Genomic DNA, 15,259 nt, shown 5'->3' on the forward strand with positions numbered 1-15,259 from the left:
TGATCGCGGCAGAAGCGGCAAAACATGATGGAAACGGTCGGCCGGCTATTCCTCGAAATCCCGTCCCTTGCGCAGGAGATAAATGTCCATGATCCAGCCATGCCGTTGCCGGGCCTCGCTCCTGAGTGTCAGGATATCGGCCGCGACATCGCCGAGCCGCCCTGATCGGACGATCTCGTCCTCGGTACCGAGATAGGCGCCCCAGAAGATCTCCGCACCGGGGTCGTCGATCTTGGCAAAGGCCTGTTCGCCGTCGAGCATGACGACCGTCGCGGGCGCCTGAAGCCCCTTCCGCGCCAACCGACGCCCGGTGGTAATTTCGATCGGCTTGCCAACGAGATTGATCGGGATTTTGTGGCTGGCCGCCAGGGCCTGGATGCTGGTGATGCCGGGAACGACACTGTAATCGATATCCAGGTCGGCTTGCTGCCGCACCCGTTCGATGATGCGGATCGTGCTGTCGTAGAGACTGGGATCGCCCCAGACCAGAAAGGCGCCGTTGCCATTCTCGGGCAGGCCGGCGATCAGCTCTGCATAGATATGGGCGATCTCGCCATGCCAGCTGTCAACGCTTTGCGCGTAGCTTTTGGGGGCCGTCTGTCGCTGTGGCACCGCGAATTCTGAAATCCGGACCGGCCGTGTAACATATCGCTCGCAGATCTCGCGGCGGACCTCGGCAAGCTCTTCCTTGGCCGCGCCCTTGAGCGGCAGAAAGATCACGTCGGCGGCGTTCATCGCATTGATTGCCTGTATAGTGACGTGCTCCGGGTTGCCCGTGCCGATGCCGATGATATGGATGTGCTTCACGCCGATAACTCCCATGATTCCTGGCGGTCTTGCCGAAAAAGCCGGCCCACCGCAAGGGCAGGGCAGGGAGTTGGCCGCGGCCAACTGGGTCGACGATGAGGCCCTGGCCCCTATTGTTGCCGCAAATCCCGAATCGTGTCATTTTCGATACGCTTTTTGACGCTAAGTTGACAGAAAAGCGCATCGAAAAGGATTGGGTGTTTTGGACAACATTAGCGTATCGACGACAGATGTGCGGATCGAGCGACACGCGAACCAGCTATCGCGGCAGTTGAAGCTGTTGCGTGACAAGCTGTTTCCTCCGCTTTCGCAGAAGACGCTGCGTACATTCTCCTCCGGCGAGGCCGCTCAGATGATCGGCGTTTCCGACGGCTATCTTCGGCAGCTCTCGCTGGATGGCAAGGGACCGCAGCCGGAACTTTCGCCGAATGGCAGGCGCTCCTATACGCTGGGCCAGATCAATGAATTGCGCCATTATATGGCGAAGCTGAAGCCGAAGGATGCGCTAAACTATCTTCCCTGGCGGCGTCCCGGCGAGAAGCTGCAGACGGTCGCCGTGACCAATTTCAAGGGCGGTTCGGCCAAGACGACGACGACACTCTATCTGGCGCAGTATCTGGCGCTGGCGGGTTACCGGGTGCTTGCCATCGATCTCGATCCGCAGGCCTCACTCTCCTCCATGCTGGGCGTGCAGCCCGAATTCGATCTCTCCGACGGCGATACGCTCTATGGAGCAATTCGCTACGATGCGGCCCGCAAGCCGCTGAAGGAGATTGTCCGCAAGACCTATTTCGACGGGCTCGATCTGGTGCCGGGCAATCTCGAGCTGATGGAGTTCGAGCACGAGACACCGCGGGCGCTCAACGATCGCCAAAAGCCGGCCGAGCTGTTCTTCCGCCGGGTCGGCGTGGCGATTGCCGAGGTCGAAGCGGATTACGATGTGGTGGTGATCGATTGCCCGCCACAGCTCGGCTATCTTACCCTCGGAGCCGTCTGCGCCGCCACATCGCTGCTCATCACCATCCATCCGCAGATGGTCGACGTTGCGTCCATGTCGCAGTTCCTGCTGATGACCTCGGATCTGCTCTCCGTCGTTCGCAAGGCCGGCGGCGATCTGCAGCACGACTTCATCAAATATGTCGTCACCCGCCACGAACCTTTCGATGCACCGCAGTCGCAGATCGTTGCGCTGTTGCGCAGCCTGTTCGGCAATGACGTGTTGACGGCAACCATTCTCAAGTCGACGGCGATTGCCGATGCCGGCCTGACCAAGCAGACGCTCTTCGAAATCGAGAAGGGGCAGGTGCGCCGCTCGACTTACGATCGGGCGTTGGAATCGGTCAATGCCGCCAACAGCGAGGTTCTTGCCGGCATTCACAAAGCCTGGGGCAGGACATGAGCAGACGCGATCGCCTCAAAGGTCTTTTCGACGATACCGCGCAGGAGTTGGCCGCGGCCAACTACGAAGAGTCTTCTTCGCGCGGATCGGCTGGGCCGGTCCGGACGATGGCGCTGACCCTCGGGCGCATGGAGGAAGAGAGCAGGGCGATGCAGGAGGCCTTGCTCTCCGGCGAACGTATCGTCGAGCTCGATCCCGATCTGATCGATTCCTCCTTCGTGCGCGACCGGCTTGCCGACCAGCCGCTCGATATGGAAGACGAGCTGGTGCAGTCGATTGCCGAGAACGGCCAGGAAGTGCCGGTTCTGGTTCGTCGCCATCCTGATGACGAAGCCCGCTACCAGATCGCCTACGGCCATCGCCGCCTGCAGGCCGTCAGGCTGCTCGGACGCAAAGTGCAGGCGATCGTCCGTCAGCTCGACGATACCGATGTCGTCATCGCGCAGGGTATCGAGAACTCGGCGCGCCGGAACCTTTCCTATATCGAACGCGCCGTCTTCGCCTTTAATCTCGAGCTCAAAGGGTTTGAGCGTCCTGTTATCATGAAGGCGCTGTCAACAGACAAGACGGAGCTGTCGAAGCTGCTGTCGGTCGCAAAAGCCATCCCGGCCGAGATCGTCCGCTCCGTGGGAGCTGCCCCCGGCATTGGACGGCGTAAGTGGATGGCGCTGGCCCAGGACTGGAACGGGATGACGGCGGCGCGGCTTGCGAAGCTTATCGCCTCGGAACCGTTCATGGCGGAAGAGAGCGACCGCCGTTTCGAGCTTTTGGTTGCCGAGCTCGCCCGGAAAGAGGCCAAGCCGGAGCCCACGGAATATGACTGGAAGCCGAAGAGCGGCGGCAAGATTGCCGGCCGAATCAGAAGCGCCGGCAATTCTTTCACGATCGCGTTGAAAACAGGCGATGCGCCGGATTTCGGCGCTTACATTTCACGCCGTCTCGATGAGCTTTACGAAGCCTATCGGGCCGGCAAGTTGCAAGCAGGAGAGTAGGCCGCAAAAGAAAAAAGCCTCCGAACGTTGCCGTCGCGGAAGCCTTTCTCATATCTGGACAATCTGAGAATCGCACTTCCTCGAATCACTGTCAAGCATCTTCGGCATCCTTTTGGGTGGTAAGATTTCTTTTGCCTTGAAAAAAGGTGAGGGACATGGAGCCTCAATATGTATCGACGCCCTTTGGGCGGCGATCGATGACGCTTGGCATGCTGGCAAGCCAGGAAAGCGCCAGCAAGGTCGACCCGGATGCATCGGTCGACAAGTGGAAGATCTTTCGCTCGCTCTGCGAGGCAAAGGACATGATTGGCGTATCCGATCGTGCGCTTGCCGTTCTTAACGCGTTGTTGACCTTCTATCCGAAGAACGAGATTGCCGAGGCCAACGGCTTCGTCGTTTTTCCTTCGAATGAGCAGCTCTCGTTGCGCACGCATGGCATGGCCGGCACGACGCTGCGACGGAACCTGGCGATGCTGGTAGAAGCCGGCCTGATTATCCGGCGCGATAGCCCGAACGGCAAACGGTTTGCCCGCCGCAACGGTGAGGGCGGGCTTGGCGAGGCCTTCGGCTTCAGCCTGGCGCCGCTTCTTGCCCGCGCCGGCGAGATCGAAGCGCAGGCGGCTCAGGTGATGGCCGATAGGCTCGAATGGAAGCGCCTGAGGGAGCGCCTGACGCTCTGCCGGCGTGACATCGCCAAGCTGATCGAGATCGCGCTGGAAGAGGAAGTTGCAGGCGAATGGATCGAGATGCAGAAGCATTTCAATCTGCTGTCGGCCAGCCTGCCGCGTCGGCCGTCGGCTGCGGAGATGAGAAGCCTGCTGGCGGATCTCGAAGCGTTCCGCGGAATGATCATCAAGACGCTGGAATCGAAAACGAAAACAGAAAAAACAGACGCCAATGACAGCCAAAACGGTCGGCACATACATAATTCAAACCCACACCTAACATCTGAACTTGAACCAAGCTTCGAAACGAAGCAGGGCGCAAAGCCAGAGGAAGAACCGCGGGCGTGGCGGGAGCCGCCAAAGTCCTTCCCGCTTGCCATGGTGTTGCAGGCCTGCCCCGAGATCGCCGCTTATGGGCCGGGCGGCGGGATCGGCAGCTGGCGGGATCTGATGGCCGCGGCCGTCATCGTCCGCTCGACGCTGGGCGTCAGCCCGAGCGCCTATCAGCTGGCCTGCGATATCATGGGACCGGAAAACGCCGCGACGGTGATCGCCTGCATTCTGGAACGAGGCGGCCATATCAACTCGGCCGGCGGCTATCTGCGCGACCTGACTCGGCGGGCGGAGCGCGGCGAATTCTCGCTCGGGCCGATGCTGATGGCATTGATGCGGGCAAATGGTCCGCTGGCGAGGAAAACCGGGTGACCGGCGCCAAAAAAGCCTCGCGCCAGCTGCGAGGGTTAGAAGGAAATGCGGCCTGTCGATGAGACCCCTAACCGCCTTCTCCCCTACCGCTTTTATTGAAATACGCCGTTAACCATGTCATAGTGACGGAAGAAAACATGTCTTTTGCTTCCATTTGTGAAAAACCGTAAAGCTTAACAATGCGCTACGATATAGACGGTGCGATGCTGCAAAACCTGCTTCCACTCCTTGCCGTCGCAGAGGATGGACTGGCGCGGCTGGACGAGCGGGTGTTGCGCTCGCCGGTCGGCGAGGGATTTGCCGAACGCAGTCATTTCTTCGATGCCGCCGGTGCACTCTGGGTCGCCGGCGAACTCGTGCATGTCGAGGACCTCGTTTTGCATGACGCGCATATGGATAGCCGCGCGCCCAGCCACGAGCTGACGATCGCCCATTCGGTGCTGCGGACGCGTCGGCGCATCTGGACCGGGGAACCTTCCTGGGCTCTCAGCGGGTCGGGCCTTGCAACGCTGACCGCGACCATGGGGGAAGGGGAGGGCACGGCCCAGGAAAGCAAAAGCCCGGCGGTCGTGGTCGAGCCCGACGACGAGGAGGAGGGTGAAGACGGGCCGCTCGCTGCCGAGATGGCGGAGATCGATGCGCTTCTTGCCCGCTCTCAGAAGCTGATCGACGTCCATACCGGCAAGGTGCCGGCTGGTGAGACGACCGTCAGCCCGGCCAAGCGCACCGACGACCCGCTCGGGCTGCTCGGTGACGAGGAATGGGACGAGGAACAGCGGCTCGCGGAGTGGCGAAGCGTGCTGCCGTTGGCCGACAGCCTGCCGCCGGTTCTCGGCGCTGTCATTCTGTTCGAAGCCTGGGACAGGATTGAGCCGCTACGGCGCCAGCATTGGCTCGGTGGTCTTCTTGTCGCAAGTTATCTGCGCGCCCGCGGCAAGGTCGCCTCGCATCTCTTCTCCTTCTACGGCGGGCTGAAGCTGGTGCGCCATGAGCGGCGTCGGGCCCGCGACCGGGCCACACGGTTGCAAGCCTTTCTGGAGGCGATGCATCTGGGTGCCGCAGCCGGTCTCAAGGAAGTTGACCGGTTGTCGCTGGCACGCACGCAGATGGAGCTGCGCTTCCGCGGCCGACGCTCGAACAGCAGCCTGCCGGACCTTGCCGATTTCATCCTGTCGCGGCCGATGGTCTCGGCGGCGATGATCGCCCGCCATCTCAGGATTACGCCGCGCGGCGCACTGAACCTCGTCAATGAGATCGGCATCCGCGAAATCACCGGCCGCGGCCGCTATCGTGCCTGGGGTATCATCTGAAACGAAAGCAGCCGGGTCGTAGACCCGGCCGCTTCGTTTTGAGATGAGCACCCGATCTGCCATCCTGTCACAGATTGCAGACCGGGCGCTCCTGCGCTTCCATTGCCCCCGGAAGCGCGGTCCTATTCCCGCTCGCCCGTGAAGTTGAGCAGAAGCGTGAAGATGTTGACGAAGTTCAGGTAGAGCGAGAGCGCACCGAAGACGGCGAGCTTATGGTTCGATTCCTGATCGTAGTTTTCCGAATATTGTTCCTTGATGTTCTGCGTGTCGTAGGCGGTGAGGCCGACGAAGACGACGATGCCGATCACCGAGATCGCGAACTGCAGCGCGCTCGAACCCAGGAAGATGTTGACGATGCTGGCGATGATGACGCCGAAGAGGCCCATCATCAGGAACGAGCCCATGCGCGACAGGTCTCGCTTCGTCACATAGCCGTAAAGGCTGGTGGCGCCGAACATCGTGGCGGTGATGAAGAAGGTCCGCGCGATGCTCATCCCGGTGAAGACCAGGAAGACGGAGGCGAGCGACAGGCCCATCACGGCGCAGAAGGCCCAGAAGGTGATCTGCGCAGTGCTCGCCGACATCGTCTGGATTCGGAACGAGAAGAAGAAGACGAAGGCGAGCGGCGCCAGCATCACCACCCACTTCAGCGGCGAGCCGAAGATAGGCACGTAAAGCGCCGGCGTCGAGCCGACGATGAAGGCGACGAGGCCGGTGATGACGAGGCCGAGAGCCATATAATTGTAGACGCGCAGCATGTGCTGGCGCAGACCCTCGTCGAAGATAGCCTGGGAGCCGGCAACGGCGCCATAGCGGGGATTGATCGGGTTCATGCTGATCTCCTCGGTTAGAACTAATAGAGCGAGCGGGCGAGCCGTTCGGCCGCCTGATCGAGATTGAGACCGCTATCATCGGCGATCAGCGCGTAAGCGACCTCGCCGATCTGCCAATAGGCGGCTTCTGCTTTTTCGAGCGTGAGATGGCTGACCGGTTTGACCTCGAAAGCGCCCGGACGGACGGCGAAAAGCGACAGCCGTTTTCCATCCGACTGCTCGATCGCCATCTCGACGCTCGGGCCGAATTCGGATGGGAAGATCTGCACGTCGGCGATCTTCCAATCCCTAGGCAGTTCGGGCATCACGATCGCGGTCGCAGCGCGGATTTCGTCGGCGCTGTATGCGGTCGGTGGCTGCGAAGGCATGGTTTCGCGCAGGACCGCGGTCTGATAGGCGCGGACGGCATCCTCGACATAGGCAGGCGCTGGAACGGAGGCCGCCACCTCGGTCGCCGAGAATGCACCGAAGGAATTGTGCGCCACCCAGCCGGCGGTCACCAGAATACCGACGGCGGCAATGCGCTGCATCGAATGGAAAATGCGTCCGTACGAAAGGCCGCGTTCCAGCCGGCGGGCGGCATCGCGGGTCTCGGGACGGCCGAAGGCGCTTTCGCCGGCAAGCGCCAGCCGCAGTTCACCCTTCATGCTGAGATCGGCCATCACTTTGGCGGCAATCGCCGGATTCTCGGAAAGATAGGACTCCACCTGGATGCGGCGGGCGACATCGAGCTCGCCATCCACATAGGAGTCGAGATCGGCGTCGACGATCGGATCAACTGCTTTCATGGCCGTTCCCTCCGATTAATCTCAGGTGCGAAGCGCGCGGTGTCTTCTCCTCGAATTCGCGCAGCTGCGTGCGGGCGCGGGAGATGCGCGACATCAGCGTGCCGATCGGAATGCCAAGCGCATTGGCGGCTTCCTGATAGGAAAGGTCTTCGATCGCAACGAGATGCAGCGCCTCGCGCTGTTCCTCCGGCAGGTCGAAGAAGGCATCGCGCACCTGCTGCAGGCGCACGGCGTGTTCCTGGCCGGCCGGCAAGGACTGCTCGGCTTCGACAGCCGCTTCGTCGTGGCGCCGTGTCAGCGACCGGTTCTGGCGAAGGCGATCGATATGGGCATTGTGCAGGATGGACAGCAGCCAGGTGCGCAGGTTGCCGCCGCTGCGGAAGCTCTTTCGCTTCTCGAAGGCGCGCACCAGCGCATCATGCACCAGATCCTCTGCCTCGTCCGAATTGCGCACCAGCGCGCGCGCGTAGCGCCTCAGCGCTGCCAGTTGTCCGATGACGTCAAAGGGACGGTCTTTGCGTTCCATGATTGAGTATACGCAAGCACGCCGGAATTTATTCCCGGCTGAGCAAAAAAAAACATCCGGACGGAACATCGTTGCTGAATATTCGGCCACGATACGATGAGCGCCCTAAATCGGCGATTGTTTATGACAATTACATGACAGATCATCACGCCGCTGATTTGGAGGGGAAGATACACAATGAAGGAAAAGAAGCGGGTCTACGAAGCTCTCGTAGACGGCGCCATGGAAGGGCTGACGGGTGAGGCGCTTTATGATTTCGTCAAGATGCGTTGTCCAAAGGCCACCAGCAAGAAGATCGTCCGGGCCTCGCTTCTCGCCCTGACCGATCCGCATCTCAACGACCGCAATATTCTCGACGTGATCTACGCGCTAGCGATCAAGCACCGCCTCGACGACGGTGTACTCGATGACGGCGAGGAGGATGATGCTGCAGAGCCAGCGCCGTTCTCTCACGCGATCATCCAGGACACATCTCGACCTTCCTGAAATGCTCAGCGGCCATCTGAAAGCTCTTCGAGGATCGGACAGTCCGGCCGGTCATTGCCGTGGCAGGCATGCACGAGGTGCTCCAGCGTGCGGCGAAGTTCCGTCAGCTCACGGATCTTGCGGTCGATCTCACCTAGTTTGCTCTCGGCTATATCCTTGACGTCGGCGCTCGCCCGAGCCTTGTCCTCATAGAGCGCCAGCAATTGCCGGCATTCGTCGACCGAAAAGCCGAGACCGCGCGAGCGCTGCAGGAAACGCAGTTTGTGAACGTCGCTCGCAGCGTAGTCGCGATAGCCGTTTCCGCCCCTTTCGGGGCGGATCAGGCCAATATCCTCGTAATAGCGGATCGTCTTCGAAGGCAGACCGGACCGCTCAGATGCTTCGCCGATATTCATCGTCATCCCCTATAATTTTGCAAAGCGCAGCCTCAGCGCATTGGCGATCACCGACACCGAGGACAGGCTCATTGCCGCCGCTGCGATCATCGGCGACAGCAGCAGGCCGAAGACCGGATAGAGCACACCGGCGGCGACCGGGACGCCGAGAGCATTATAGCCGAAGGCGAAACCGAGATTCTGGCGGATATTGCGCATCGTCGCCTCCGCCAGCCGCCGCGCCCTGACGATGCCATTGAGGTCGCCCTTCACCAATGTAATGCCGGCACTTTCCATCGCAACATCGGCGCCGGTGCCCATGGCGATACCGACATCGGCCGAAGCAAGTGCCGGCGCATCGTTGACGCCGTCGCCGGCCATGGCGATGACGGCGCCCTTGGCGCGCAATTCCTCGATCAGCGCCTTCTTGCCTTCCGGCAGCACGTCGGCGCGGACCTCATCGATGCCGAGGCTTTTTGCCACCGCCCGCGCCGTGCGCTCGTTGTCGCCGGTCGCCATGATGATCTTCAGCCCGCTGTCGTGCAGCGCCTTGATGGCGGCTGAAGTCGTCGGCTTGATCCGGTCGGCGACGGCGACGAGGCCGGCAAGCTTGCCGTCGAGCGTGACGAACATCACCGTCTTGCCATCGCCGCGCAGGGCTTCGGCCTTTTCCGACAGCGCCGCGGGATCGACGCCGAGATCGGCGAGCATCGCCGCATTGCCGAGCGCCACCGTCATGCCGCCGGCAAGGCCCATGACACCCTTGCCCGTCTTTGCCTCGAAGCCGGTGACCTCGACGAAGGTGGCATCGCGCTCTTCGGCGCCGGAAACGATCGCTTCGGCCAGCGGATGTTCAGAGCCGCGCTCCAGGCTTGCCGCCAGCGACATCAGCCGGTTCTCCTCGATGCCGCCGAAGGCGACGATGTCGGTGAGAACTGGTTTGCCTTCGGTCAGCGTGCCTGTTTTGTCGACGATCAGCATGTCGACCTTGGAAAAGCGTTCCAGCGCTTCGGCATCCTTGATCAGCACGCCTTCCTGAGCGCCGCGCCCGGTCGCAATCATGATCGACATCGGCGTCGCAAGACCGAGCGCGCAGGGGCAGGCGATGATCAGAACGGCGACGGCGGCCAGCAGTGCATTGGCCAGGCTCGGTTCCGGCCCGATCGCGGCCCAGACGATGAAGGCAAGGATGGCCACGACGACGACGGCCGGCACGAAGACGGCCGACACCCGATCGACCGCGCCCTGGATTGGCGCCCGCGAGCGTTGCGCCGCGGCGACCATGTCGATGATGCGCGACAGCACCATGTCGGCGCCGACCTTCTCGGCCGCCATGACGAGCGATCCATTCTTGTTGATCGTGCCGCCGGTCACAGCATCGCCCTTCGCTTTCTCCAGGGGCAAGGGCTCGCCCGTAATCATCGATTCGTCGACGGTCGACTGGCCCTCGAGGACGGAACCATCCACCGGAATGCGTTCGCCGGGACGCACGCGCAGCCGGTCGCCGGCCTGGATGTCGTCCACCGGCACGTCGCTTTCGCCGCCGTCGGCATCAATGCGCCGCGCCGTCTTCGGCGCGAGATCAAGTAGGGCGCGGATCGCCGAGCCGGTGCGTTCACGCGCTTTCAATTCCAGCACCTGGCCGACGAAGACGAGCGCTACGATGACGGCGGCGGCCTCGAAATAGACCGGCACGGCGGCGCCATGGCCGCGAAAGCTCATCGGGAAGATCCCGGGCGCAAGCGTGGCGACGAGGCTGTAGAGATAGGCGGTGCCGACCCCGAGACCGATCAGCGTCCACATGTTCGGGCTGCGATTGACGAGGGACGCCCATGCGCGGCGGAAGAAGGGCAGGGCCGCCCACAGCACCACGGGCGTTGCCAGCAACAGCTCGACGTAACTCGCCTGCGGTTCGCCGATTGATTCGCGGAGCGGCAGGCCGAGCATCGGCCCCATGCCGAGCGCCAGCAGCGGCAGGGCAAGGATGGCGCTGATCCAAAGCCGTCTGGTGAAATCCACAAGTTCCGGGTTCGGGCCTTCGTCATCAGGAGGAATGCCCATCGGTTCCAGCGCCATGCCGCATTTCGGGCAGTCGCCGGGACGGTCGCTGACGACCTCCGGATGCATCGGGCAGGTATAGAGCGTACCCTTCGGCGCCGGCTTTGCAGCCGGGCGGTTGCCGTCGCGATAGGCCGTGGGGTCGGCTTCGAATTTCGCCTGGCAAGCGGCCGAGCAGAAGTAGAATTTCTCGCCCGCGACCTTCAAGAAATGTTTTGCCGTCGAACGATCGACAGCCATGCCGCAGACCGGGTCCTTGGCTGTCAGGTAATCCTGGGGTGCCGCCGCAAATTTCGTCCGGCAGCTCTCGGAGCAGAAATGATGAATGCGGCCAGCATGGGTAAGCGATGGCTTGCCGGCCTCCGGATCGACGGTCATGCCGCAGACGGGATCACGAATGACGGCGTCCGCGACCTTCGCCCGATCATGGCTGCAGTGGCCATGATCATCATCGCCATCGGAGGGGCCGTGATGGTGGTCGTGTTTCATGTTCATGCTTGTCTCCTATGCCCGCAGGGCAGTTGGAGAGACTTATCGACCTTCCAGCAACTGGAAGGTCAAGCGCTAATTTCGGCGAGATCGATTTTTCGACGGCCGCCGCTCGCTTCCGCAGCGGGTGGGGGGCTTCACATAAAATGGGCACGGACATACGCTAAGCGCTTTGGACATCGGAACTCCGATCTTTTGGCGCAACCGCCGCAGCCTTCCGGCCGTCGTGGAGGCGCGATCCGAGAGCGCGGGCCCCTGTCAAAAAACATGTTTTTGCCGACAGGCAGCTTTCCGACGAACTGCAGCGCGACCAATGTCCGGAAAAGCCGTGGCGGACATTCGTGCTTTCGAGACTTCAGTTACCTTCAATGCGTGCCCGAAGCTTGAGGAGATAAGACCTGGCCTTCCAAGCGAATAGCACAAAGCTGATGTTTACAGCCACTGCAACGGTGACAACGGTCGTAAGCGCCCACAGACTGCCGCTTAAGAAGCTGCCAATAGTCAGTAGCAAGACATCTGCGACGATCAGCACTCGCCATCCTGGTCCGGCGTTAATTTGACGTTGCAGGGACCGCAGCGACCCGCGCCGAGATTGCTGAAGCTCCATCGCCCGGGCTATAAACTCGTTGAGCGGATAATTGGCTTCCCGATCCTTGATCGAAAAGCACACCTCCAACTCGTACTGGACGTCATCCAGAAAAGCGCGGAACCTACGAAGCCCTCGAAAGCTGTCGTAGAGCGCACCCTTCCTTTTGGGATCGGCCAACAAAAAGTCGAGAAAGTGGTCTTCGTCGTAGGGTGCGCCCGGCGTCGCGCGGTGCTTCTCGAAAAGGCGAATAATTTTAGTTCGGGCTTCAGTCATGCTTGCTTCCCCAACGTCCAACTCGTTGTTCAATGATAATCCTTGCAAAAGCTTGTTGCGCCGATTTCCCCATGTTTGACGCCAGTCCGAACGTCTCTTTTTCACACACCCACACCGTTAGCGGACTCTGTCCGGACGCGGCAACCTTGCCGTCGAACCTACGGCAGATTCCGACGGAGGATCGGACGCGTCGAAGGTGGCAAGCGGCTATTCCTGCTCCAATGTGCGACAAACAGGTGTTTTTAGACACCCGCCATCCTTAGCGTATATCTGTGCCTATTTTATGTGACGGACCCGGGTGGCGTGGCGCCATCTTCAGGTCGGGCTGATCAGCCCGAGGGGCTGGCTTCCGAGCAAGGCGGCAACCGCAATGCTGCCGCCGGGCTCGATGGTTTTTCCGGTCAGCAGATCCGCCTTCAACCCGTGAAGAGGGGAGGGCACGGCGATCGCCGTGTCCTCCCAGAACTCCGGGCCGGCAAAAAGCACGCCGGGATCGAGCCAGCCGAACATCATCCTAGGCACCGCGACGAGTGCGAAATCGCCTTTATGCACCCGGGCAAAGGCGAGCAGATGATCCCGGCGGCTGCCCGTCGCCTTCAACGGCAGATAATCACCTTTCGAAAACAGAGCCGGATGCCGTTGGCGCAGCTGCAGGCCAATGCTGACGATACGCTGCTTCAACGCCGCCGCCTGAAGCTTGGCGATCGGTCCGGCTTCAGCAAGCCAGGCAGCCAGCTGTTCGTGGTCGACAGGTCGGCGATTGTCGGGATCAACGAGACTGAAATCGAAACCTTCCGAGCCCTGGTAAATGTCGGGAACGCCCGGCGCCGTCAGCTTGAGCAGTGTCTGCGACAGGCTGTTGACGTAGCCGGCCGCAATGAAGGGCTGCAATACTCTTTCGAAATCTTCGAGAAAGCCGTCATTGTCCGGCGACACCAGCGCCGCGGCATAACTCGTGACTGCCTCCTCATAAGCGTCATTCTGTTCGGTCCAGGCGGTGCGCAATTTCGCCTCGCGCACCGCCTTGACCGCGTAGTCGGTAAAGCGGGCACGCAGCTCTTCCATCTGTCCTCTGTCGAAATCCTCCGGCCAGACGCCGGCAAGCGCCTGATACAGCATCCATTCGATATTGGGCTCCGGCGCCGCGCCATCCGCGAGATCCTTCAGCCACGGCCGGTTCATGTCACGCCAACGTGCCACCGCCTGGGCAAAAACATCCGCCCCCTCGCTCAACGCGTAAAGCCTCGCGCGCGCATCTTCGCCGCGCTTGGTGTCGTGGGTGGCCGTTGCCGAAAGCCCATGCGGCTGTAGCCGCGCCCGCTCTGCCATGCGGCGATGAAAGCCGTCCGGGCCCTCGGGCGGCTTGCCCGGTTCGCTGCCGACCTCGTTTGCGGCCAGCAGCCTGTTATAGCGGTAGAACTGCGTATCCTCCGTCGCTTTCGCCATGACCGGCCCGCTTAACTGCTGGAAGCGAATCCGGAATTCGTGAGCCGCATCGCCTTCGATCCTGCCTTCGAGAAGCTTCAGCACATGATCGAGCGCTCGCCGGTCGTCGAGCTCAGCCATGACCTGTGATGCGGTCGCGGCAAGGACGGCCGAATCCTGCCAGGAAAGCGGACCGCCGTCGCCATAGGTGCGGTAGACGGGAAAGGCGACCAGCAGCGCGCCGAGCGCGGTGGCGATCTCCGCTCTGTCGAGTTCGGGAAAGATGCCCGCTGCGATCGTTACCAGCCCGCCGGACTCGCCGGCGAAATTGCGCGCCACCATCTGTCGCCTGGCAAGCCGCCGGCCCTCTTCGGGATCAGCCATTTCGCCGGCGAGGCCACGATAGGCATCATCCAATATGCGCAGTCCGCCGGCGTCGATGAAGAGTTCGCTCAGCGCGGCGATGAATTCATATCCTGTGGTTCCGGCGACCGGCCAGCTCTCCGGCAGCACCTCGCCCGCCCCGAGGATCTTTTCCACGACGATATAGATATCGGCTCCGACCGCTGCCCTCAGCCTGTCGAGATAGGCCTTGGGTTCGGCGAGGCCGTCGACATGGTCGATGCGCAGCCCCTGCACCTTGCCCTGGCGCACCAGCTCGAGCACCAGCCGATGCAGGTCTTCGAACACCGGGGGATATTCGACGCGGGTGCCGACCAGTCCGGTCACCTCGAAAAAACGGCGATAGCTCAGATGTCGCGCGGCCTCCTTCCAATGGGTCAGGCGCCAATGCTGTTCTTCATGCAGGCTTCGGAGAAAATCATGATCGGACGAGACGTCCTCGAGTTTTTGCCGGAGGATCGCCCGATCGCCACCTTCGAAGAGAATATCGCGCAGCGCGCGGGCAAAATCCTCGCCCGATGTCACGGCCGCCTCGGCCATTCGCATGGCGACCGGATCGTCGAGGCGGTTGGCGAGCGCGCCGTAGCTGCTGGGGTTCAGCGGCAACAAGGTCTGGAAGTACGCCAAGGCGAAGTTGCCGTGCGTCTCGTCGAGCACAAGACGCAGTTCGCCTGCAGCCAGAGCCTCTTCGAAGTCCCGGCCGAGCTGCGGCAGGGTCAGCGGCTCGCTCCAATCGATGTCGAAGTGGCCTGCATAGGCGCTTTGCCGACCGAATGTCAGCACGTCGCGCCACCAGGCGGTTTCCGGCGAGGCGGCCATATGGTTGGGAACGATGTCGAGGATGAGGCCCATGCCCGCCGAGGCGAGGCGTTCCGTCAGCCGGTCGAAGCCTGCCCGGCCGCCAAGTGCGGGGTCGATGTCATTGGCGTCGGTGACGTCATAGCCATGGGTCGAACCGGTGACGGCGGTGAAGATGGGTGAGGCGTAAAGGTGGCTGATGCCGAGCGTCTTGAGATAGGGAATGAGGCCGCAGGCGCGATCGAAGGTCATGCCGTTGCGGAACTGTATCCGGTAGGTCGCTGTCGGAAATGTCATGAGGCCGTCTGACGTTGGAGGGAGACCCTTTTCAACGGTTGTG

13 protein-coding genes are annotated in these 15,259 nt (G+C 61.8%); 5 read left to right on the forward strand and 8 right to left on the reverse strand.

Annotated features, from left to right (window positions below):
- Positions 1 to 45: 45 nt before the first annotated feature.
- Entirely contained in the window at positions 46 to 807 is a 762-nt protein-coding gene (gene cobF / locus A7X77_RS20395) for a precorrin-6A synthase (deacetylating) (RefSeq protein ID WP_064684719.1), read from the reverse strand.
- 202 nt (positions 808 to 1,009) lie between these two features.
- Between cobF and repA the strand changes: the two genes are divergently transcribed.
- The 4 genes from repA to A7X77_RS20415 all read left to right on the forward strand — a co-directional run bounded on the left by repA (position 1,010) and on the right by A7X77_RS20415 (position 5,878).
- On the forward strand, positions 1,010 to 2,206 hold the full coding sequence (repA, locus tag A7X77_RS20400) for a plasmid partitioning protein RepA (protein ID WP_064684656.1): 1,197 nt from the start codon (positions 1,010 to 1,012) through the stop codon (positions 2,204 to 2,206).
- Complete coding sequence (repB, locus tag A7X77_RS20405; RefSeq protein ID WP_064684657.1) at positions 2,203 to 3,198, forward strand: plasmid partitioning protein RepB; 996 nt, start codon at positions 2,203 to 2,205, stop codon at positions 3,196 to 3,198. The genes repA and repB overlap by 4 nt, the downstream gene beginning before the upstream one ends.
- A 155-nt stretch (positions 3,199 to 3,353) precedes the next feature.
- The gene (gene repC, locus A7X77_RS20410) at positions 3,354 to 4,568 is read left to right on the forward strand and encodes a plasmid replication protein RepC (RefSeq protein ID WP_064684658.1); all 1,215 of its coding nucleotides are present in this window, start codon (positions 3,354 to 3,356) and stop codon (positions 4,566 to 4,568) included.
- A gap of 179 nt (positions 4,569 to 4,747) precedes the next feature.
- Complete coding sequence (locus A7X77_RS20415; RefSeq protein ID WP_064684659.1) at positions 4,748 to 5,878, forward strand: RHE_PE00001 family protein; 1,131 nt, start codon at positions 4,748 to 4,750, stop codon at positions 5,876 to 5,878.
- A 122-nt stretch (positions 5,879 to 6,000) separates the two neighbouring features.
- On the opposite strand, the gene A7X77_RS20420 is transcribed toward A7X77_RS20415, so the two are convergent.
- From A7X77_RS20420 to A7X77_RS20430, 3 genes are read right to left on the reverse strand one after another with little or no spacing between them, the layout of a single operon-like run.
- Entirely contained in the window at positions 6,001 to 6,711 is a 711-nt protein-coding gene (locus tag A7X77_RS20420; RefSeq protein WP_064684660.1) for a Bax inhibitor-1/YccA family protein, read from the reverse strand.
- A 20-nt stretch (positions 6,712 to 6,731) separates the two neighbouring features.
- Entirely contained in the window at positions 6,732 to 7,499 is a 768-nt protein-coding gene (locus A7X77_RS20425) for an anti-sigma factor family protein (protein ID WP_064684661.1), read from the reverse strand.
- Complete coding sequence (locus tag A7X77_RS20430; RefSeq protein ID WP_064684662.1) at positions 7,486 to 8,025, reverse strand: sigma-70 family RNA polymerase sigma factor; 540 nt, start codon at positions 8,023 to 8,025, stop codon at positions 7,486 to 7,488. Before A7X77_RS20430 ends, A7X77_RS20425 begins: the two co-directional genes overlap by 14 nt.
- 177 nt (positions 8,026 to 8,202) lie before the next feature.
- Here A7X77_RS20430 and A7X77_RS20435 point away from each other — a divergent pair, with 177 nt between their 5' ends.
- Positions 8,203 to 8,511: a hypothetical protein gene (locus A7X77_RS20435; protein ID WP_064684663.1), complete on the forward strand. Its 309-nt coding sequence runs from the start codon at positions 8,203 to 8,205 to the stop codon at positions 8,509 to 8,511.
- A 5-nt stretch (positions 8,512 to 8,516) separates the two neighbouring features.
- Here the strand turns inward: A7X77_RS20435 and cueR are convergent, their stop codons facing one another.
- The 4 genes from cueR to treY form a co-directional block, all read right to left on the reverse strand.
- A complete protein-coding gene (gene cueR / locus A7X77_RS20440) occupies positions 8,517 to 8,906 on the reverse strand; it encodes a Cu(I)-responsive transcriptional regulator (RefSeq protein ID WP_064684720.1) in 390 nt (129 codons plus the stop codon).
- A gap of 9 nt (positions 8,907 to 8,915) precedes the next feature.
- Complete coding sequence (locus tag A7X77_RS20445; RefSeq protein WP_064684664.1) at positions 8,916 to 11,438, reverse strand: heavy metal translocating P-type ATPase; 2,523 nt, start codon at positions 11,436 to 11,438, stop codon at positions 8,916 to 8,918.
- Between the two features lie 349 nt (positions 11,439 to 11,787).
- The gene (locus A7X77_RS20450) at positions 11,788 to 12,294 is read right to left on the reverse strand and encodes a hypothetical protein (protein ID WP_156668136.1); all 507 of its coding nucleotides are present in this window, start codon (positions 12,292 to 12,294) and stop codon (positions 11,788 to 11,790) included.
- Positions 12,295 to 12,609: 315 nt separating this feature from the next.
- On the reverse strand, positions 12,610 to 15,216 hold the full coding sequence (gene treY, locus A7X77_RS20455) for a malto-oligosyltrehalose synthase (protein ID WP_064684666.1): 2,607 nt from the start codon (positions 15,214 to 15,216) through the stop codon (positions 12,610 to 12,612).
- Positions 15,217 to 15,259: the final 43 nt, after the last annotated feature.

Origin of the sequence: Rhizobium bangladeshense (assembly GCF_001662075.1) — a bacterium.
Taxonomy (GTDB): Bacteria; Pseudomonadota; Alphaproteobacteria; order Rhizobiales; family Rhizobiaceae; genus Rhizobium; species Rhizobium bangladeshense_B.

Excerpts from the sequence above, each read along its gene's own strand:
- repB (WP_064684657.1), top strand. The coding sequence starts at position 2,203 with ATGAGCAGACGCGATCGCCTCAAAGGTCTTTTCGACGATACCGCGCAG.
- repC (WP_064684658.1), top strand. The coding sequence starts at position 3,354 with ATGGAGCCTCAATATGTATCGACGCCCTTTGGGCGGCGATCGATGACG.
- A7X77_RS20415 (WP_064684659.1), top strand. The coding sequence starts at position 4,748 with ATGCGCTACGATATAGACGGTGCGATGCTGCAAAACCTGCTTCCACTC.
- A7X77_RS20420 (WP_064684660.1), bottom strand. The coding sequence starts at position 6,711 with ATGAACCCGATCAATCCCCGCTATGGCGCCGTTGCCGGCTCCCAGGCT.
- A7X77_RS20425 (WP_064684661.1), bottom strand. The coding sequence starts at position 7,499 with ATGAAAGCAGTTGATCCGATCGTCGACGCCGATCTCGACTCCTATGTG.
- A7X77_RS20430 (WP_064684662.1), bottom strand. The coding sequence starts at position 8,025 with ATGGAACGCAAAGACCGTCCCTTTGACGTCATCGGACAACTGGCAGCG.
- A7X77_RS20435 (WP_064684663.1), top strand. The coding sequence starts at position 8,203 with ATGAAGGAAAAGAAGCGGGTCTACGAAGCTCTCGTAGACGGCGCCATG.
- cueR (WP_064684720.1), bottom strand. The coding sequence starts at position 8,906 with ATGAATATCGGCGAAGCATCTGAGCGGTCCGGTCTGCCTTCGAAGACG.
- A7X77_RS20445 (WP_064684664.1), bottom strand. The coding sequence starts at position 11,438 with ATGAACATGAAACACGACCACCATCACGGCCCCTCCGATGGCGATGAT.
- A7X77_RS20450 (WP_156668136.1), bottom strand. The coding sequence starts at position 12,294 with ATGACTGAAGCCCGAACTAAAATTATTCGCCTTTTCGAGAAGCACCGC.
- treY (WP_064684666.1), bottom strand. The coding sequence starts at position 15,216 with ATGACATTTCCGACAGCGACCTACCGGATACAGTTCCGCAACGGCATG.